Below are 18100 nucleotides of genomic sequence, written 5' to 3'. Positions count from 1 at the left end.
CGCCAGCGGGGGCCCACCCACCGGCTCCCACGTCTCGCTTCGCTTCGCCGCGGGGCCCTCGCCAGCGGGGGCCCTTCATCCTCATAGAATGTACAGATGACCATAAGCGTTGCGCCCGGCCCTGATACACAGGAGGGCGTCCGGACCGGCACGGCAGAGTCCACCGACTCCCTGACCGCTCCGGACATCCCCTGGAACCTGGTGATCTGGAACGATCCCGTCAATCTCATGAGCTACGTCAGCTATGTGTTCCAAAGCTACTTCGGCTACTCCGAGACCAAGGCGAACAAGCTGATGATGGAAGTCCATAAGAAGGGCCGCTCCATCGTCGCCTCGGGCAGCAAGGAACAGGTGGAGCGCCACGCGGTGGCCATGCACGGGTTTGGACTCTGGGCCACTGTGGAAAAGGCCAGCGGGGGCCCCGGCGGCAAGTCAGGAAAGTCCGGCGGTCCGGGCCAGGGTAAGGGGAAGCGTGGCTAAGGCATTCAAGTACGGACTCAAAGGCATTACCGGTTTCCTCGAACCGGCCGAACGCGATCTGCTCCGCAGCCTGATCAATGACGTCATCTCCATGCTCCAGCCCGAGGACCGCACGGGGCAGGACCCGTTGGCCGCCCTGATCGGCCTGGACATGGACGTGGCCGAGCCCACCGACCGTGCGGTCAAGAGACTGCTGCCCAACGTGGTGAAGAACGACGGCGAAGCCTCCCTTGAGTTCCGCCAGCTCACCGAACGCTCGCTCAGGGAAACAAAGATCGGCGCCCTGCGCGCGGCCGCACTGGACCTCGACAAGGACGAAATCGTGCTGACGGCCGAAGGGGCAAAGCACTGGTCCATGGCACTGAACGATGTGCGCCTGGTGCTGGCGGAGCGGCTGGACATCAGGGATGAAGCGGACGCCGAGCACGTGCACCGCATGCAGGACTGGTCCCAGGCGGAGGATGTTGAGAGCTACCTGGCGCTCGTCTACAACTTCACCACCTGGTTGCAGGAATCCCTGGTACAGGCCATGCTGCAGTCCATGGAATCCCGCCGGTGAGCTGCGGCGGCCAGGGGGAGGCCGTCCGCTGTGACGCAGCAGACACGAGTTCCCGGACACAAGATGATGGCTGAGGCTTCCGGGACCACCTATCCTCGAATAATCATGAGAACAGCCTCGAGCGCGGAACTGCCGGCGGAAACACAGCCGGGGCCTGCCGCAAGCGACCTTCCTGCCGCAGCCCCGGAAGCCCGGCCCATCGGCGTCTTCGACTCCGGCGTTGGCGGGCTCACCGTGGCCAGGTCCATCATCGACCAGCTTCCCAACGAGTCCATTCTCTATGTGGGGGACACCGCCCACGGCCCCTACGGGCCGCTGCCCATTGCGGAGGTGCGGGCCAACGCGCTGGGCGTGATGGACGAACTCGTGGATTCCGGCGTCAAGCTGCTCACCATCGCCTGCAACTCGGCGTCGGCCGCTGTCCTGCGGGACGCCCGTGAGCGCTACACCGCCAAGTACGGCATCCCGGTCATCGAGGTCATCCAGCCCGCCGTCCGGCGCGCCGTCGCAGCAACCCGCAGCGGGAAAGTCGGCGTCATCGGAACCTCGGCAACGGTGGGATCACGTGCGTACGAAGACACGTTCGCGGCCGCTCCGGACCTGGACATCACTTCGGTGGCGTGCCCGGAATTCGTCAGCTACGTGGAAGCCGGCATCACTACGGGGCCGGAGCTGCTGGCCATCGCGGAGGAATACCTTGCCCCGCTGAAGGCCGCCGCCGTGGACACCGTGGTCCTGGGCTGCACCCACTACCCGTTGCTGACCGGCGTGATCTCCTATGTCATGGGCGCTGATGTCACCCTGGTCTCCAGCGCGGAGGAAACGGCCAAGGACGTGTACCGCGCCCTGGCCACCCACAATCTGCAGCGGACCTCAGAGGCGCCGCCGGAGCACCACTTCGTGGCCACCGGCGACGCCGCACAATTCGAGGCACTGGCCCGGCGGTTCCTGGGTCCGGAAGTATTGTCCGTCCGCCACGTGGACCATGTGGCCGCGCAATACCCCACCGGCAGCCTCACCCGGATCACCCCCGAAATGATCGCGGCAGCCCAGAGCGCACGCAACCGCCCGCGCATCTCCAACTTCGTCGGAGGCGGATTCGCCGAGGCGGGACGCGGCGGAGGGCCCACCCGGTGAAGCTGACCATCGTGGGATGCACGGGCTCGTTTCCCGGGCCCGGCTCCCCGGCGTCGTGCTACCTCCTGACCGCCAACGATGGCGAGCGGACCTGGAAGGTGGTGATGGACCTCGGCAGCGGTGCCCTCGGAGCCATCCAGCGGTATACGGACCTGGAAGACATCGACGCCATCTTCCTGACCCACCTGCACCCGGACCACTGCATGGATTTGTGCGGGCTTCATGTTGCCATCCGCTGGAAGCCCGGCGGCTGGGGCCGCGGCCGGATTCCCGTCTGGGGCCCCGCTGCCACAGCTGACCGCATGGCCACGGCGTACGGCCTGGACCTGGACCCCGGGATGCACGAAGAGTTCGACTTCACCAACTGGGCCGAGCGCAAACCCGTGACCGTGGGCCCGTTCACCATCACCCCGTTCGCTGTCAACCACCCCATCGAGGAGGCCTACGCCCTGCGGGTGGAGGTGGTGGAGCCGGACAAGGATGGTGTCCCCGTGTCCCGGGTCCTCACCTATTCGGGCGATACCGATTCCTGCGCCGGGCTTGAGGAAGCAGCCAGGGATGCCGACCTGTTCCTGTGCGAGGCTGCCTTCGAGGAAGGCCGCGACGACGGCATCAACGACGTCCACCTGACCGGCAAGCGGGCGGGGGAGGCCGCGGCCGCAGCCAATGCCCGGCGGCTCCTGCTGACCCACATCCCGGTGTGGACGTCCCAGACCACCGTCATGGCCGAAGCGCGGCCGGTGTTCCCGGGTGACGTCGCCGTTGCCGTGGCGGGGGTGCACTACACCATCTAGCCGGATCCGGACCCGGGCCCGGCTGCTCCCGGCTGTGCCGCTGAATCCCGTGGCGGGCACCCGCGGCATTGGCACTGGATAAGCTAAAGGCATGACATCTGAAGCAACAGCAGTGCCCATTGTGCGCGCCGACGGCCGTGCCCCCGACCAGCTCCGGCCCATCAGCATCACCCGCGGATGGTCCAACCAGGCTGAGGGGTCGGCACTGATCGAGTTCGGCAACACCAGGGTGCTGTGCACGGCCTCGCTGACCGCCGGCGTCCCGCGCTGGCTCAAGGGTGAGGGCCGCGGCTGGGTCACGGCGGAGTACGCCATGCTGCCCCGCGCTACCAACACCAGGTCCGACCGGGAGTCCGTCAAGGGGAAGATCGGCGGCCGCACCCACGAGATCTCGCGGCTGATCGGACGCTCCCTGCGTTCCATCATTGACACCAAGGCCCTGGGCGAAAACACCATCGTGCTGGACTGCGACGTCCTCCAGGCCGACGGCGGTACGCGGACCGCGGCCATCACCGGCGCCTACGTGGCGCTGGCGGACTCCATCCGGTTCGCCCGCGACAACAAGCTCATCGCCAGGAACGCCCAGCCTCTGCTGGACACCATCGCCGCGGTATCCGTGGGCATCATCGACGGCGTTCCCATGCTCGACCTGCCCTACGTCGAGGACGTCCGGGCCGAAACCGACATGAACGTGGTGGTCACGGGGGCCGGGAAGTTCGTGGAGGTGCAGGGTACCGCCGAGGGCGCACCGTTCGACCGGGATGAGCTGAACCAACTCCTGGACCTGGCACTGCTGGGCACCGCCCAGCTCGCCGCCATCCAGCGCGAGACCCTGGCGGACACGCTGTGAGCAGTGCTGGTCCCCGCCTGGTGCTCGCCACCCACAACAAGGGCAAACTTCGCGAGCTCCGTGAACTGCTGCGCGGGCAGGTACCAGGGCTTGACGTCGACACCCAGGTGGTGGACGCGGCTGCGGCGGGTGCGCCGGACGTCCTGGAGACCGGCGTCACCTTCGCCGAGAATTCCCTGCTGAAGGCGCGGGCAGTGGCCGGCGCTACGGGCCTGGTGGCAATCGCGGACGACTCAGGGCTGGCCGTGGATGTCATGGGCGGCGCTCCCGGGATCTTCTCGGCGCGGTGGGCGGGGCGGCACGGTGATGATGCTGCCAATCTCGAGCTCCTGCTGAACCAGCTGTCCGACGTCCCGGATGAGCACCGGGGTGCGGCGTTCGTCTGCGCCGCGGCCCTGGCCACGCCGGCGGACGCGGAGGGCCAGGGACGCGAGGTTGTGGAGTACGGGCAGCTGGAAGGCATCCTCCTCCGCGAACCGCGGGGCGCAGGGGGCTTTGGCTACGATCCGGTCCTGCAGCCTTCGGGCGAGGACCGAAGCTGCGCCGAACTGTCCGCCGAGGAAAAGAATGCCATCAGCCACCGGGGCAAGGCTTTCCGGGCGCTCCTGCCCTCCATCGTGGCAGCCCTGGAGGCTGCAGGCTAGGCACAGGTGCCGCAAAAAAGGTGCGCACCCGGCTGGAAACATCCAGCGGGGTGCGCACCTTCTTTGGCGGTGTGCCCGGGGGGAAGCGCTACTCCGGGCGGCCGTGCAGGTTGCGGTGCGTCTTCTGCTCCTCTTCCGGCTCGTGTTCCTCGATGAACTCATCGACGGTATCGGTGCCGAAGGTTTGTGCCTGGCGCCGGGCGGACAGGCCGCGCAGGAGTTCGATGCCGATGGGGATCACGGAGAGCAGCACGATGGCGATGAAAATGATGTCAAGGTTGTCGCGGACCCAGGGAACCTTGTCGCCGAGCAGGTAGCCGAGGAGGGTCACGCCGGCACCCCACAGCAGCGCGCCGATGACGTTGTAGATGAAGAACTTCCGCTTGCTCATCTGCGCGACGCCGACGATCACGGGCACAAAGGTGCGGATGATGGGTACGAAGCGGGCCAGAATCAGGGCCTTGCCGCCGTGCTTCTCGAAGAAGGCGTGGGCATTTTCAACGTTCTCCCGCTTGAACAGCTTTGAGTTGGGTCTGTTGAAGATCGCCGGCCCCGCCTTGGATCCGATGAGGTAGCCGGCCTGGTTGCCGATGATGGCGGAGACCGCAACCAGCAGTGCCAGGAGCCAGATGTTGAACTTGATGGTGTCAGTGGCCACCAGCAGGCCTGCGGTGAACAGCATGGAGTCGCCCGGCAGGAAGAACCCCACCAGCAGGCCTGTCTCGGCGAAGATGATTCCGCACACCAGCAGGACCACCCAGGGGGCGAGCGCCGGATCGGCCAGGAAGACCTGGGGGTTCAGCCAATCGGGCAGGAAGGAAGCCATTCTTGGCTGGACCGGCCCCGCACCGGCCAGCATGGACACAGCGAGGTCATTCATCACAGGAAAGTTCACCCCTCAAGGGTACTTGACGGGCCTGTGCCTCCCGGGTTGGGGCGGTGGCGGCGGTAAGGTAGGGGCCGTGGGTTTGGACTTTACGGCGATCGACTTTGAGACAGCCAACGGCTTCCGCGGCTCCCCCTGCTCCGTGGGGCTGACGAAGGTGAGGAACGGGAAAATCGTGGCGGAAGCCTCCTGGCTGATGCGCCCGCCGGCCAACTACGACCACTTCGACCACCACAATGTGCGGATCCACCGGATTACCCCGGACGACGTTGCAGGGCAGCCGAGGTTCGGCGATCTGTTTCCGGAAATCGGTGCCTTCATTGGAGAGGACGTCCTGGTGGCCCACAATGCCGCCTTCGACCTGGGCGTGATCCGCTCCGCACTTGAAGTGTCCGGCCTCCCCGGTCCGGCCTACGATTACGTCTGCACGGTCATGCTGTCGAGGCGCTGCTACTCGCTGGTCTCCAACTCGCTTCCGTTCGCGGCCGAGGAAGCCGGCGTGCCGCTGGTCAACCACCATGATGCCGCCGAAGATGCGCGTGCGTGCGCCGGCATCCTCATCGATATCGCCGCCCGCAACGGTGCCAACAGCATTGCAGAGCTCTATCTTTCGCTGGGTCTTGCCATCCCGCGCCAGCCGGCCTTCGACCCGGCCACGGGGGACCTGTCCAAGCCCAGCCTGGCTGCCATGTCAGGCGGGTCCGGCAACGGAGCTGAGCTGGTCCGCCGGTTCCAGTCCGGCTGGCCTGAGGAAGGGCTGAACCCGGAGCCCAACATGGATGCCGAGCCCAGCCACCCCCTGTACGCGCAGACGGTGGTGTTCACGGGGCAACTGTCCATTGCCCGCCCCGAGGCGAAGCTGCGGTCCGCCCGGTGCGGCGCGCGGACGGAAAGCCGGGTTACTGGCCGTACCACCGTCCTTGTGGTGGGGGACGGGTTCGTAGCCTCCGACCTGCGCTCGGGAAGGCTCACCGGCAAGGCGCGCCGCGTCCTGGAACTCCATGAGCGGGGACAGGCCATCGAGGTACTCTCCGAGGGTGAGTTCCTGCAGATGGTGGGCGGGGATGTTCCGCAGGCTCCGACGGCCGATGCCGGCGCACCCTGGAACGGCGTCCTGGCGCCTCCCGTCAGCGCTTGAGCCGTCCCGCGCTGGGCGTGCATACAGTCATGCGGCGCAACAAAGCTTGGCTCCCGGGCGCCGCGCTCCTAGCCTTGCGTCATGTCCTCCGTTTTCGCGTTCCCCAATCCCGTCAATGAATACGCTGCCCGCGTCACCGCAGCGCTCGTGGTGCTGCTCGCCGTCGTCACCGCCATTGCAGGTTCAGGGTGGGGACTGCTGGCCATCGCCGCCGGGTTCTGGCTGCGGCTCCTCTTCGGCCCGCGTATCTCGCCCCTGGCCCTGCTCTCGGTCAAAGTGATCACGCCGCGGCTGGGGAAGGCCAAGCTGGTGGCCGGTCCGCCCAAGCGCTTCGCCCAGGGCATCGGCGCTGCGGTCTCCACGGCAGCCCTTCTCCTGTTCACTGCCGGTGCGGCTCCGGCGGCCTGGGCGCTCCTGGGCGTCCTGGTCATCGCGGCGTCGCTGGAGGCTTTCGCCGGGTTCTGCCTCGGCTGCACGATTTTCGGGTTCCTGCAGCGCCGCGGGGTGATCCCCGAGGACGTCTGCGAGGCCTGCAACAACATCAGCCTTCGCCGGTCGTAACCTTTACCAATTGATCCGCCATGCCGCGGATCACCTCCGGTGCTTCCAGCACATCGAGCCACAGCGCGGGCAGGCAGTCCTCCCCGTACAGGGCGCCAAGAATGTTTCCTGCCAGGGAGGCCGCCGTGTCGCTGCCGCCGCTGTGGTTCACCGCCGCCGCCAGGGCGTTCCGGAAATGCCATTCCGGCCGGGTCCCGGCATCGTCGGCGGGAAGAGTGGCAAGGACGGCATAGAGGGCGACGGCGAGAGCCTCCTCCGCCAACCAGCCTCCGCCCAGCACCTGGACCAGGTCCCCTGGGGCAACAACGCCCTTCTCCGCGAGGCTGAGGGCGGCCTCCAGCCGTCCGGGCAGCTCGGGGGCCACGGCCGGAAGGGCGGCGGCGTGCGCGCAGACCGCGGCAGCGGCGTCCCGCAGTCCGTCGCCGGAGACCAACCGGTGGATCAGCAGGCTGAAGATCCCGGCACTTTGGTGCGCGGCCGGATGCCCGTGGGTCAGCGCGGCGGCGTCGGCACTCAGCTTGTAGACGGCGTCGGGCGCGATGTGTGGAACCAGCCCGAACGGTGCGGAGCGCATCACTGTCCCGGGGCCTTTTGCCGCGGGGTTGACGGGACGCGCAGATGTTCCCATCTCGCCGGTGGCCAGCCCGCTGATGCAGTCCTTTTCCGGATGCCGCCGCTGCCGGAGGACCTCGTTTCCGTCGATCCAGCGTGGCTGGGGTACGGGCACTGAGGCCCCGGCGTCTTCACCCTGGGTTGCCAGCCACCGCAGGTAGGCCAGCCAAAGGCAGGCGTTGACGTCCGCCCCCACTCCGGCGTTGGCCCACTCCAGTGCCTCCACCAGTCCGTCGACCGTGTATAGGGTCAGCTGAGTATCGTCCGAAAAGTGGCGCGGGCCGGAAAGCTGTTCAAGTCCGGTCAGGCCCTGCGGCCCGAAACGCTGGCGGATGTCGTCGATTGAGTCGAACTCCACGGCGTAACCCAGTGCATCTCCCAGCGCGCCGCCCAGCAGGCAGCCGTGAATCCGGGATTTGAGGGCGGGCGCAGATATGCCGTGGTCAATGCTCATGGGGTAAATTTACCGTCCGGCGCACGGCAGCCGCGCAGGGCCTCGCTTGGACGGGGAGGAGCGGTGGCCGGGTGCCCTCCAGCAAACGCACAGCCTGGGCTGGGATACTGTCCGGGTTGCCCTGGCCGGTATACCGGCGGCCACCTGCTTCCCACACGTAAAGGTTTGAACATGAGCACCCCTGTCTCCGAACGCGACACACTGCAGCCCGGCGGCACAGCTCCTGCCCCCGCCCTCATGCCCCGACTCGTGGCCGAGGCCTTCGGCAGCCTTTTCCTGGCGGTTGCCGGATTGGGCGTGCCGCTGTTCAGCATTCCGCAGTCCAGCCCTGTTCCCGCGGCCCTCGCTGCGGGGCTGGCCATCACCGCGGCAATGCTCGCCTTCGGGCACATTTCCGGTGGCCACTTCAATCCGGCCATCACCCTCGGGCACCTCCTGGCCGGACGGATCCGCGCAGGCGCAGCGGCAGCATACGCCGCCGCCCAGGTGGTGGGTGCGCTGGTGGGGGCCCTTGCCCTGTTCGGGATCCTGCGCACCCTGCCCGGCATCACGGACAGCCGCACTGCCTTTGATACCGTGGCCGCGGGATTTGGGGAGCATTCCCTCATCCAGGCGCCCGTTGCCGCCGTCGTTCTGCTGGAACTGCTGGGGGCCGCGATCATCGTGGCAGTCTTCCTGGGCGCCGGTGGCCGCGGAGGTGACAGCCGTACTGTGGCGCCCGTGGCGGTCGGCCTGTCCTTCGCGGCGCTGCTGCAGGTGGGCCAGTCGGTGGGGAACCTGCCGTTCAACCCCGCCCGGGCCGTGGCCTCCGCCATCTTCAGTTCCGGCTGGGCCGTGGAGCAGCTGTGGGTTTTCCTGGTGGCGCCGCTGGCCGGCGGAGCCATTGCGGGGCTGGTGTTCAGGATTCCAGCCGTGGCTGAATCCCCTGCGCCCGTCACGGGCCAGGCGTCCGACGGGGAAGAATCCACCAGCGACGAAGCGGCCGGGGATGACATTGACGCTGACGGCGGGGTGGCGGACGGCGCCAACGGCCACGTCACTAGGGAAATGGACGGCAGTGGCGCGGTTGCTGCCGGTCCGGACGGGGTTGTGCCGGTTGTGGCAGCCAAGCAGGAGAAGTCCCGCGGCGTCAGCGAGGCCCAGGAATTCTTCGACCGCAAACGATCCTGACGGCCCAGGCCGCGGCGGTTTTCCGCAGTGTCAGTGCCTGCCGATAGCTTAGGGATATGCGGTTACTTCACACCTCCGACTGGCACCTGGGCCGTTCCTTTCACGGCGTCGGCATGCTGGACGCCCAGCGTGCTTTCATTGACCAGCTGGTGGCAGCGGTTGAGCGGGACGGCATCGACGTTGTCCTGATCGCCGGTGACGTCTACGACCGCGCGCTGCCCGGCGTGGACGTTGTCCACCTCCTTGATGACGCGCTTGTCAGGCTCACTGCTGCGGGGGCAAAAGTGGTCCTCACCAGCGGAAACCACGACTCCGCCATCAGGCTCGGATTTGCGTCCCGGTTGCTGGAGCGCGGGGGAGTGCACCTGCGCACCCGGCTCGAGGACCTGGACAAACCGCTTCTGCTGCCGCTCGGAACTGACTCCGACGGAACGGACGCCGTGCTGGCGCTTTACGGTATTCCGTGGCTGGAGCCGAGGCTCGTGGCTGAACAGCTGGGGACGGAATCAGCCAGCCATTTTGAGGTCACCCGTGCGGCCACCGGCCTGATCCGGGAGGACATTGCGCGGCGGGCGGGGTCCGCAGCCGTCCACTCCGTGGTCCTGGCGCACACCTTTGCCAGCGGAGGCATCAGTTCGGACAGCGAGCGGGACCTGAGTATCGGCGGTGTGGGGGCCGTGCCGCTGGATCTGTTCGATGGCTTCAGCTACACGGCGCTGGGCCACCTGCACGGGCGGCAGCAGTTGTCGGAGTCCGTGAGGTACTCGGGATCACCACTGGCCTATTCCTTTTCCGAGTCCGCCCACCGGAAGGGCGCCTGGGTTGTGGACATCGGTCCGGAGGGAGTCACTTCGGTCAGTGAGGTCCTCTGGGAGGCCCCGCGTACCCTGGCCGTTCTTCGCGGCTCCCTGGAGGACCTCCTGGCTGACCCCGGTCACGCCTGGGCTGAAGCTGCCTATTGCCACATCACTCTTACGGACGCGCAGCGTCCTGAGCGGGCCATGGAACGGCTCCGGACCAGGTTTCCGGATACCCTTGTACTCGCATTCGATCCCCAGGGCGTGCCCGCCACCACGCAGTCCAGCTACAGCAGCAGGCTTGCGGGCGCTCCGGACGACCTTGCCGTCTGCTGCGGCTTCCTGGAACACGTCCGGGGACGGGATGCGGACCCGGCGGAAAAGACTGCGCTCGCTGCAGCGCTGGAAAACGTCAGGCTCCTGGAGGGATCACGGTGAGGATCCACCATCTGCGGATCTCCGGCTTCGGGCCCTTCGCCGGAAGCGAGGGCATCGACTTTGACCGCCTCAGCGCCCATGGCCTGTTCCTGCTGAATGGACCCACCGGTGCCGGCAAAACCAGCGTGCTGGATGCCATCTGCTTCGCCCTGTACGGCTCTGTTCCCGGAGCAAGGCAGGACGGCAAGCGGCTGCGCAGCGACCACGCGGACCCGGGGCAGGAGCCGGCCGTGATATGCGAGTTCTCGGCGCAGGGCCGCCGCTTCGAGGTGACGCGCTCCCCGGCCTGGGAGAAGCCCAGTGCAAGGGGGAAGAAAGGCTTCACCCTCCAGCAGGCCAAAACGTTGCTGCGGGAGCGCGTGGGCGGATCCTGGGTGGAGAAGTCTGCCCGCAATGACGAGGCGGGTGCCGAAATCATGGCCCTGCTGGGCATGGACCGCGAACAGTTCACGCGCGTGGTGATGCTGCCGCAGGGTGATTTCGCAGCCTTCCTTCGGTCCAAGGCTGCCGACCGGCTGGACCTGCTGCAGAAGCTCTTTGGCACCCAGCGGTTTGAAGCACTGGAACAGGAACTCTCGCGGGAGGCCGCCGCTGCCAGGGAGGACGTTGCGGCCCTGTCCGCGCAACTCGAACTCCTCGCGTCGCGGGCAGAAACCGAAGCGGCACCCCTGGAACTCCCAGGCGACTCTGCCCCGCCGCCCGGCGACATCCCGCGGCGCCTTGAGTGGCTGCAGGAGTCTGTTGCCGCGCGGCTGGCTGACCTCACCGAACACGCAGCCGCTGCTGAAGCCGCCAGCCGGGAGCGGCGCACTGAGGTGGAGCTCGAAGCCGGCCGGCAGGAGCGGCACCGGAAACTCCACGCCGCCACCGCCCGGCAGCGGGCAGTCAAGGAAGGGGCTGCGCGCCAGGATGAACTGTTGGCCACGCTGGCCCGGCACCGGCAGGCCGAGGTCCTTCAGGGCCAGCTTCAGGCTGTGGACGCTGCTGCGGCCAAGGTGCGGAGCTCAGCAGCTGCCGCCGGGTCTGCCATGACGCTGCTCCGGCTGGCCGCCGGGGATGAGGGTGAGCTGGCCCAGCTCAGCCTGGAAGGAAACGCCCCCGGGCCTGCGGAGGAACTGGGGCGCCTTCGCTCGCTCCTGGCCGTCGTCGAGGCACGCATTCCGGACGAAGAGAGGCTCCAGGACCTCCGGAACCGGCACCGGCTGCTCTCCGGCAGGCAGGAAGAACTTCAGCAGGCTCTGGACGCGCTGGCCTTCCAGGCAACGCAGCTGGCATCGGAACGCGAACAGCTGGTGGATGGCCTGGACCACCTGGAGGCCCGCTCGGCCGAGGCCGCGTTGCGTCGCAAGGAAGCTGCCGCAGCCGCAGAATTGCTCGACGTGGTCCAGCGCCACAGGACCGCAGTCACAGTCCGGGACCGCGTCAAGGTGCGCCATGAAGACTCGCGGGACAACCTGCTGGAGGCCAAGCGCCACTGGCTCGACCTGAGGGAGGACCGGCTGGCCAATGCCGCAGCTGAGCTGGCCGCCAAGCTGGTTGCGGGCGATCCCTGCCCCGTCTGCGGGAGCGGCCAGCACCCCGCTCCCGCAGACCAAGGCACCGGTGGTCCGGGGCTGGCACAGAAGGAAGAAGAAGCCCACGCTGCCTATGAGGCTGCCGAAGCTGCACACGCCCTGGTCGCCGCTGAACTTGCCGAAGCCGGGCAGGCCGTGGCGGTCCTCGCGAGCCAGGGCGGGAACACCCCGGAAGATGATGCCCGCGCCGCCGCGGACAGCGCGGATGCTGCAGCACTCGACGCCGAGCAGGCCGCCAGGGAGCTCCAGGGCCGGCGCCAACGGCTGGAGACCCTGGATGCCGCCATCGCCGAAGCCCGGAGCAATGTCTCAGAGGCGGAGGCAGAGCTGTCCCGGACCGCGGCCTCCCTTGCCGACCTTGCCGGACAGGCGGCGGCACTGGACAAGGGACTCGCTGGACTGCGTGGCGACCATCGGAGCCTGGACCGCCGGCTGCGGTCACTCGAGGACGCTGTAGCGGTCCTGGATAAGGCCGTGGAAGCACAGGCACGCCTGGACGCTGCCCGCCTGCAGGAGGACGAAGCCCGCGGGCACCTGGAACGCGCGCTGCCGGAGGCCGGCTTCGCCACCGCCGACGAAGTCCGCGGGCAACTCCTGGCTTCCAGCGAGGCAGCGGCCCTGGACGCGGCCATCCGCGCAGCACAGGACGAAGCCGCGCGCGTGGCCGGGTTGTTCGAATCCGAAGACATCGTGCTGGCGCTGGCCGAAGCCGCGGAGGGCTTCCAGATGGACGAAGAACGGCTTGCTGGATTGCATGCAGGGGCGGCGGCTGCCCGGAACAAGGCACGGGAGGCGGACCTGGCCGCAGGGCTGGCCGCCCGCTGCCTTGCATCGCTGCAGTCCATCGCGGCTGAGTACGGCGCATTGGCCAGCTCGTCCCGCGGGCCGGCGGAGCGGGCGCAAATGCTCGCCGGGCTGGCTGATGCCGCAGCCGGCCGCGGCGAGAACACCTACCGCATGAGCCTGAACAGCTACGTCCTGGCCGGCCGCCTGGAACAGGTGGCCCTCGCCGCGTCCGAACGCCTGGTGGCCATGAGTGACGGGCGGTACCTGCTTCAGCACACCGACGCAAAGGCGGCCCGGGGTGCGAAGTCAGGGCTGGGACTGGAAGTGGTGGACCAGTGGACGGGGTTCCGCAGGGACACCTCAACCTTGTCCGGCGGAGAATCCTTCATGGCTTCACTCTCGCTCGCATTGGGGCTGGCGGACGTAGTCCAGCAGGAGGCCGGCGGAGTGGAAATCGAGACGCTGTTCGTCGACGAGGGCTTTGGCAGCCTGGACGAGCAATCGCTGGAGCAGGTCATGGACGCCCTGGAAGGGCTGCGCGACGGCGGCAGGGTAGTGGGGCTGGTGAGCCACGTCGCAGAGATGAAGCAGCGGATCGGCACCCAGCTACAAGTACTCAAAGGCCGCAACGGCTCCACGCTGAGGATCTCCGAAAGCCTGGACGCCGCCGTCTGACCCGGGCCGATATACTTGACCGCGTTACCGGGTTGCGCGCATCGGGAGGAGGGACGATGCGCAGCGACTGAACGAGCCCGGAAGTGACACCACAGAACCCGCCTTCAACCACCCCCGCCGGCACTGCTTCGGCCACCGCAGGCCAAGACAACACCATCCTCGAGGTTCCTTCCGGCACGCCGGGCGTGCCGGGGCGCTTTTCACGCCTTCCACAGCTCGCGGGCCGAAGCTTTATCCCGCTGGGTCTCTTCGCGCGGCTCCCGCTCGCCATGCTGACAGTCGGCACACTGACCCTGGTCACCTCCGTGAGCGGGTCTTTTGCCGCCGGCGGGACCGCAGCGGGCGCGGTGGGCATCGGCTCCGCGCTGGGAGCTCCGGTACTGGGATCGCTGGCCGACAAGCGCGGCCAGCGGCCCGTGCTCGTGGTGGCAGCGCTGCTCAACACCATGGCAGTCCTGGCCCTTGTCCTCATCGCCAGCGCGGCCGCGGCGTCAGGAGCGTTTTCGATTGCTGTCCTGGCCATTGCCTTCGCTTCGGGTGCAACCTGTCCACAAGTAGGTCCCTTGGCCCGGGTCAGGTGGATGGCCCTGACCGCCAACGCAGAAGGCAGTGCGGCGACGTCTGTCTCGGCCCGCGACCTGGACACGGCACTGTCCTATGAGAGCACCGCGGATGAAGTCACGTTCGTCCTCGGGCCTGCGCTGGTGGGAATCCTTGCCAGCCTCGTGTCGCCCTGGCTCCCGTTGGCCCTCGCGGCGGCCATGACCATCACACTGGTACCCGCCTTCGCCTTCCATCCCACCCATCGGGCCGTGCCTGCCGCCGGTTCCAGAAAACCCGGAGGCAAGGGTGCCGGCAGCCCTGCCCGGCTGCCGTGGGCGGTGGCCCTGCCTGTCTTTGCCATGGTCTGCATGGGAACATTTTTTGGGTCCACCCAGGCTGCGCTTAGCGCCTTCTCGGCAGGCCTGGCGGGTACGGAAATTGCCGGGCTGCTGTATGCCGTCATGGGCCTCAGCTCCGCGGTCGCGGCATTATCGGTGGCATACTGGCCCCGGCGCGCCGGTTTGTCCCTGCGCTGGGTGCTGTGTGCACTCCTGATGGCAGCCCTGGCACTCCTGTTGCCGGTGCCGTCTTCACTGCCGATGATGGCGCTGGTCCTGCTGGTCCTGGGACTGCCTGTGGGCCCGGTCATGGTTACCGTTTTCGCGGTGGGCGGCAGGGTGGCTCCGGCCGGAAGGCTGGGCACTGTCATGACCGCGCTGGCCAGCGGCATCGTGGCCGGAACAGCTGTTGGTTCCTCTGTTGGGGGACAGTTGGCGCAGCTGGACGGGTACCAGGCCGCGTTCCTTGTCCCGTTCTGCGCGGCGGTGGCGCTGTCGCTGCTCGGTGCGGCAGCCGCCGTCGTGCTTCGCAGAAGGGCCTGACCAGGAGGCCGAACCGTACGCTGCTACGCCAGCTGGCTCTCGATCCTGGCCGCGCTTTCGGCAAGGGCTGCCCCTAGGGCCTCCGGATCCTGGGTGGAGCGGATGTAGACGACGGCGAGCGCAGCCGGGCGGCCGCCGGGAACCCGGACCGGGGCCGCCAGTGACGAGACCCCGGCGATGACTTCGTCGTGGCTGGCCGAGTAACCCTTCCTGCGCGCTTCGGATGCCTCCGGGCGGTAAGGGATGCCCGTCTCCAGCCGGTCCCATTCCACTTCCGTGAGGGCGGACTGGATGGCGATGCCGGGCGCGCCGGCGTTGATCGGGTGGCGCGTTCCGGGCCGCTGGGCCACGGAGGCCCCCGAATGCCTGGGTTCAACCGTGACCAACGTGATGCAGTCATGGTGGTCCCACACCGCCACGAACGCCGTCATGTCCAGGGAGTTTGCCAGTTGGGTGAGCTCCGGAAGCGCTGCACTTTGCAGGTTCCGCGACACACCCCGGGCCAGGACCGCCAGCCCCGGCCCCGGCTGGACCCGTCCGGCATCGTCACGCACCAGGAGGGAATGGTCCTCCAGCGTGCGCAGGATCCGGTATGCCACTGACCGGTGGACACCCATGGCATCGGCGAGCTCGGCGATGGTCAGCGGGCCGGGGGCGGCAGCCAGGATCTCGAGGGCGCGGATGCCGCGCGAGAGGGTTTGGGACGGCGAAGCCTGGGGCGACGCTCCGGTGCGCGCTGTGGCTGCTGGAGGAGTCATGATGTCCATCCTAGGCGGCAAGGCGGACAACGCCGTGACCCTTGTCTCAGCATCCGGGAAACGGTATTGTCCTCTATACGAACTGACAGTTCTAATATAGAACTGACGTCCGGCGGCCCTGTGGTCGCGCAGATCCCCCACGTTCGTGTCTTGCATCACAGATCCGTAGTACCCTACCAACTAACTGACCGTTCTGTCGGTAATTCTGAAGGCGTCCCGGGTGGCATTGCTGCCCTATAAACAATGGAGTTTCAATGACCACACCTTCCAAGGTGGATACCCCCGCTGGTCCCAGCAGCCGGCGTGAGGAGCGCAAGGTTCTTGCCGGCACCCTCGTCGGCACCACTATCGAATGGTATGACTTCTTCATCTTTGCCCAGCTGACGGCAACGCTGCTGTCACCGCTGTTCCTGGCTCCGCTGAACGAGTCCAACCCGGGCCTGGCCCAAATCCTCTCTTTTGCCCTGATCGGCATCAGCTTCCTGTTCCGCCCGCTCGGCGCCGTTATCGCCGGACACCTGGGTGACCGCCTGGGCCGGAAAGCCATGCTGGTCTTCACCCTTGTCATGATGGGCGCCGCCACGGCCCTGATCGGCGTGCTTCCCACCTATGCCCAAATCGGTGCGTGGGCGCCTGTGCTGCTCATCCTGCTGCGCGTTATCCAGGGCTTCTCGGCCGGCGGCGAGTGGGGCGGCGCCGCCCTCATGGCCGTGGAGCATGCGCCGGTCAACCGGCGCGGCCTGTTCGGCGCCTACCCGCAGATCGGTGTGCCGGTAGGCATGATCCTCGCCACCGGCCTGCTGTTCTTCCTGAACACCGGCATGTCCAAAGACGACTTCGCGGCGTGGGGCTGGCGCGTGCCGTTCCTGCTCTCCATCGTCCTGATCGTGGTGGGCTACCTCATTCGCCGCGCTGTATCCGAGAGCCCGGTGTTCCAGGAGATGGCACTGCGGAAGAAGGAAAGCAAGGCGCCCCTGGGTGAGCTGGTCCGGAGCCACAAGTTGCCCGTCCTGTACTCCACCCTGATCTTCATCGGCAACAACGCAGCGGGTTACCTGCTGATCGCGTTCTTCATTTCCTACGCCACCAAGACCCTGAAGATGCCCACCCCGCAGATCCTGCTTGCCACCACGCTCGCGTCGTTTGGCTGGCTGATCTTCACCCTGGTGGGCGGCTGGCTGTCCGACCGCATCGGCCGGGTCAAAACCTTCCTGACCGGGTACGCCATCGTCTTCGCCTGGATGATCCCCATGTTCGCGCTGATCGACACCAAGGACATCGTGCTGTACGGCGTCGCCCTGTTCGTGCTGACCGTCGGCCTGGGCCTCTCCTACGGCCCCATGTCGGCCATGTACGCCGAGATGTTCCCCGCCAACGTCAGGTACTCCGGTATCTCGATCGGGTACGCCTTTGGTGCCATCCTGGGCGGCGCGTTCGCGGCCACTATCGCCGAATCGCTGCTGCAGTCCACCAAGTGGACCGGTTCGATCGGTATCTACATCATGATCCTCTGCGTCATCTCCGCCGTGGGCGTGGTGCTGGCCAAGGAGACCAGGGGGCGCCCACTGGGCGTCAGCAGCCACCACTGACCCCACCGGACCCATCGTCAGAGACGGCAGGCCCGGACCGCATGGTCCGGGCCTGCCGTACGTGCGGGGCGGTCAGGGCTCGAGCAGCCTGACCGCCTCATCGTCGCCCAGCTGTCCGAAATGCCGGTAATAGCTCCCCACCGCCCTGAACTTGCCCGGGAGATGAAGGCAGACCACTGCGTCGCACACCCGCTCAAGGGAAGCCTGGGCATCCACGGACCCAACGGGAGCCGCGGCGAGCACGGCAGTGGCGCCTTCTGCACGCATGGCCTCGACGGCGGCGCGCATGGTGGCTCCGGTAGCCAGCCCGTCATCCATGAGGACAACAGTCTTGCCCGCCACATCCATGCCGGTTCCCGGGTACAGCTGCGCCCGGCGAAGCAGCTCGGCGCGCTCACGCTCTTCAACGTCATCCATCAAGTCCTGCCGCACGCCGTGCTGCAGCACCCGTTCCAGCAGGGGTTTGTTGATCAGCCGGACGATGCGCCCGCGGGCCAGGGCCAGGGCCCCAAAAGCGGTTTCTTCGTGCCCGGGTATCCCCAGCTTCCGGACCAAAACGGCGCCGAGGGGAAGGCGGAGCACAGATGCTGCAGCCGCCGCGACGGGGATGCCTCCCCGCGCCAGGCCCAGGACCACGGTGTCCGGTTGTTCCCGAAACCGGGCAAGCGCCCCGGCGAGGCGCTGGCCGGCCTCCGTGCGGTCTTCAAAACGCGTACCCATAAGTCCCTCCCGGCGCTGCCGCCTGCCCCCAGCGTAACGCCGGCCGTGCTGCTG

At 67.6% G+C, this 18100-nt stretch carries 17 protein-coding genes; 13 read left to right on the top strand and 4 right to left on the bottom strand.

Features of this window, described 5'->3' with window-relative positions:
* The first annotated feature begins 96 nt into the window (after window positions 1-96).
* The 6 genes from clpS (at window position 97) to rdgB (ending at window position 4464) form a co-directional block, all read left to right on the top strand.
* Entirely contained in the window at window positions 97-480 is a 384-nt protein-coding gene (gene clpS / locus AB0313_RS06385; RefSeq protein ID WP_141942039.1) for an ATP-dependent Clp protease adapter ClpS, read from the top strand.
* Complete coding sequence (locus AB0313_RS06380) at window positions 473-1039, top strand: DUF2017 domain-containing protein (RefSeq protein ID WP_366304377.1); 567 nt, start codon at window positions 473-475, stop codon at window positions 1037-1039. The genes clpS and AB0313_RS06380 overlap by 8 nt, the downstream gene beginning before the upstream one ends.
* Before the next feature lie 66 nt (window positions 1040-1105).
* Complete coding sequence (murI, locus tag AB0313_RS06375; RefSeq protein ID WP_366304597.1) at window positions 1106-2176, top strand: glutamate racemase; 1071 nt, start codon at window positions 1106-1108, stop codon at window positions 2174-2176.
* Window positions 2173-2970: an MBL fold metallo-hydrolase gene (locus tag AB0313_RS06370; RefSeq protein WP_141942036.1), complete on the top strand. Its 798-nt coding sequence runs from the start codon at window positions 2173-2175 to the stop codon at window positions 2968-2970. Before murI ends, AB0313_RS06370 begins: the two co-directional genes overlap by 4 nt.
* Before the next feature lie 91 nt (window positions 2971-3061).
* Window positions 3062-3820: a ribonuclease PH gene (gene rph, locus AB0313_RS06365; RefSeq protein ID WP_141942034.1), complete on the top strand. Its 759-nt coding sequence runs from the start codon at window positions 3062-3064 to the stop codon at window positions 3818-3820.
* On the top strand, window positions 3817-4464 hold the full coding sequence (gene rdgB, locus AB0313_RS06360; RefSeq protein WP_141942032.1) for an RdgB/HAM1 family non-canonical purine NTP pyrophosphatase: 648 nt from the start codon (window positions 3817-3819) through the stop codon (window positions 4462-4464). The genes rph and rdgB overlap by 4 nt, the downstream gene beginning before the upstream one ends.
* 88 nt (window positions 4465-4552) lie before the next feature.
* Here the strand turns inward: rdgB and AB0313_RS06355 are convergent, their stop codons facing one another.
* Window positions 4553-5344 carry a VTT domain-containing protein gene (locus tag AB0313_RS06355; RefSeq protein WP_366304374.1) on the bottom strand — a complete coding sequence of 264 codons (792 nt, stop codon included), beginning with the start codon at window positions 5342-5344 and terminating at the stop codon, window positions 4553-4555.
* An 82-nt stretch (window positions 5345-5426) separates the two neighbouring features.
* Between AB0313_RS06355 and AB0313_RS06350 the strand changes: the two genes are divergently transcribed.
* Both AB0313_RS06350 and AB0313_RS06345 read left to right on the top strand, forming a co-directional pair.
* Entirely contained in the window at window positions 5427-6488 is a 1062-nt protein-coding gene (locus AB0313_RS06350; protein ID WP_307308706.1) for an exonuclease domain-containing protein, read from the top strand.
* Window positions 6489-6569: 81 nt separating this feature from the next.
* Window positions 6570-7049 (top strand): DUF4395 domain-containing protein, encoded by a 480-nt coding sequence (locus AB0313_RS06345; protein ID WP_141942030.1) that lies wholly within the window; start codon window positions 6570-6572, stop codon window positions 7047-7049.
* Here the strand turns inward: AB0313_RS06345 and AB0313_RS06340 are convergent.
* A complete protein-coding gene (locus tag AB0313_RS06340) occupies window positions 7030-8115 on the bottom strand; it encodes an ADP-ribosylglycohydrolase family protein (protein ID WP_366304372.1) in 1086 nt (361 codons plus the stop codon). The genes AB0313_RS06345 and AB0313_RS06340 overlap by 20 nt on opposite strands.
* A gap of 171 nt (window positions 8116-8286) precedes the next feature.
* Between AB0313_RS06340 and AB0313_RS06335 the strand changes: the two genes are divergently transcribed.
* From AB0313_RS06335 to AB0313_RS06320, 4 genes are all read left to right on the top strand, one after another.
* Window positions 8287-9285, top strand: coding sequence for an aquaporin (locus tag AB0313_RS06335; RefSeq protein ID WP_307308711.1), 999 nt, complete (start codon window positions 8287-8289; stop codon window positions 9283-9285).
* A 56-nt stretch (window positions 9286-9341) separates the two neighbouring features.
* On the top strand, window positions 9342-10520 hold the full coding sequence (locus tag AB0313_RS06330; protein WP_366304370.1) for an exonuclease SbcCD subunit D: 1179 nt from the start codon (window positions 9342-9344) through the stop codon (window positions 10518-10520).
* A complete protein-coding gene (locus AB0313_RS06325; protein WP_366304368.1) occupies window positions 10517-13555 on the top strand; it encodes an SMC family ATPase in 3039 nt (1012 codons plus the stop codon). Before AB0313_RS06330 ends, AB0313_RS06325 begins: the two co-directional genes overlap by 4 nt.
* A 155-nt stretch (window positions 13556-13710) precedes the next feature.
* Window positions 13711-14979, top strand: a complete 1269-nt coding sequence (locus AB0313_RS06320) for an MFS transporter (protein ID WP_366304595.1) — start codon at window positions 13711-13713, stop codon at window positions 14977-14979.
* Window positions 14980-15002: 23 nt separating this feature from the next.
* On the opposite strand, the gene AB0313_RS06315 is transcribed toward AB0313_RS06320, so the two are convergent.
* On the bottom strand, window positions 15003-15737 hold the full coding sequence (locus tag AB0313_RS06315; RefSeq protein ID WP_366304366.1) for an IclR family transcriptional regulator: 735 nt from the start codon (window positions 15735-15737) through the stop codon (window positions 15003-15005).
* A gap of 254 nt (window positions 15738-15991) precedes the next feature.
* Here AB0313_RS06315 and AB0313_RS06310 point away from each other — a divergent pair, with 254 nt between their 5' ends.
* Window positions 15992-17326: an MFS transporter gene (locus tag AB0313_RS06310; protein WP_366304364.1), complete on the top strand. Its 1335-nt coding sequence runs from the start codon at window positions 15992-15994 to the stop codon at window positions 17324-17326.
* Window positions 17327-17398: 72 nt separating this feature from the next.
* On the opposite strand, the gene AB0313_RS06305 is transcribed toward AB0313_RS06310, so the two are convergent.
* A complete protein-coding gene (locus tag AB0313_RS06305; RefSeq protein ID WP_141942016.1) occupies window positions 17399-18046 on the bottom strand; it encodes a phosphoribosyltransferase family protein in 648 nt (215 codons plus the stop codon).
* Window positions 18047-18100: the final 54 nt, after the last annotated feature.

It is taken from the genome of Pseudarthrobacter sp. NPDC080039, assembly GCF_040702335.1.
Lineage (GTDB): Bacteria > Actinomycetota > Actinomycetes > Actinomycetales > Micrococcaceae > Arthrobacter > Arthrobacter enclensis_A.
This window is presented reverse-complemented; position numbering and strand designations above follow the sequence as displayed.

Coding starts and splice junctions, on each gene's coding strand:
- clpS (WP_141942039.1), top strand. CDS start 97: ATGACCATAAGCGTTGCGCCCGGCCCTGATACACAGGAGGGCGTCCGG.
- murI (WP_366304597.1), top strand. CDS start 1,106: ATGGCTGAGGCTTCCGGGACCACCTATCCTCGAATAATCATGAGAACA.
- rph (WP_141942034.1), top strand. CDS start 3,062: ATGACATCTGAAGCAACAGCAGTGCCCATTGTGCGCGCCGACGGCCGT.
- AB0313_RS06355 (WP_366304374.1), bottom strand. CDS start 5,344: ATGAATGACCTCGCTGTGTCCATGCTGGCCGGTGCGGGGCCGGTCCAG.
- AB0313_RS06345 (WP_141942030.1), top strand. CDS start 6,570: ATGTCCTCCGTTTTCGCGTTCCCCAATCCCGTCAATGAATACGCTGCC.
- AB0313_RS06340 (WP_366304372.1), bottom strand. CDS start 8,115: ATGAGCATTGACCACGGCATATCTGCGCCCGCCCTCAAATCCCGGATT.
- AB0313_RS06335 (WP_307308711.1), top strand. CDS start 8,287: ATGAGCACCCCTGTCTCCGAACGCGACACACTGCAGCCCGGCGGCACA.
- AB0313_RS06330 (WP_366304370.1), top strand. CDS start 9,342: ATGCGGTTACTTCACACCTCCGACTGGCACCTGGGCCGTTCCTTTCAC.
- AB0313_RS06315 (WP_366304366.1), bottom strand. CDS start 15,737: ATGACTCCTCCAGCAGCCACAGCGCGCACCGGAGCGTCGCCCCAGGCT.
- AB0313_RS06310 (WP_366304364.1), top strand. CDS start 15,992: ATGACCACACCTTCCAAGGTGGATACCCCCGCTGGTCCCAGCAGCCGG.
- AB0313_RS06305 (WP_141942016.1), bottom strand. CDS start 18,046: ATGGGTACGCGTTTTGAAGACCGCACGGAGGCCGGCCAGCGCCTCGCC.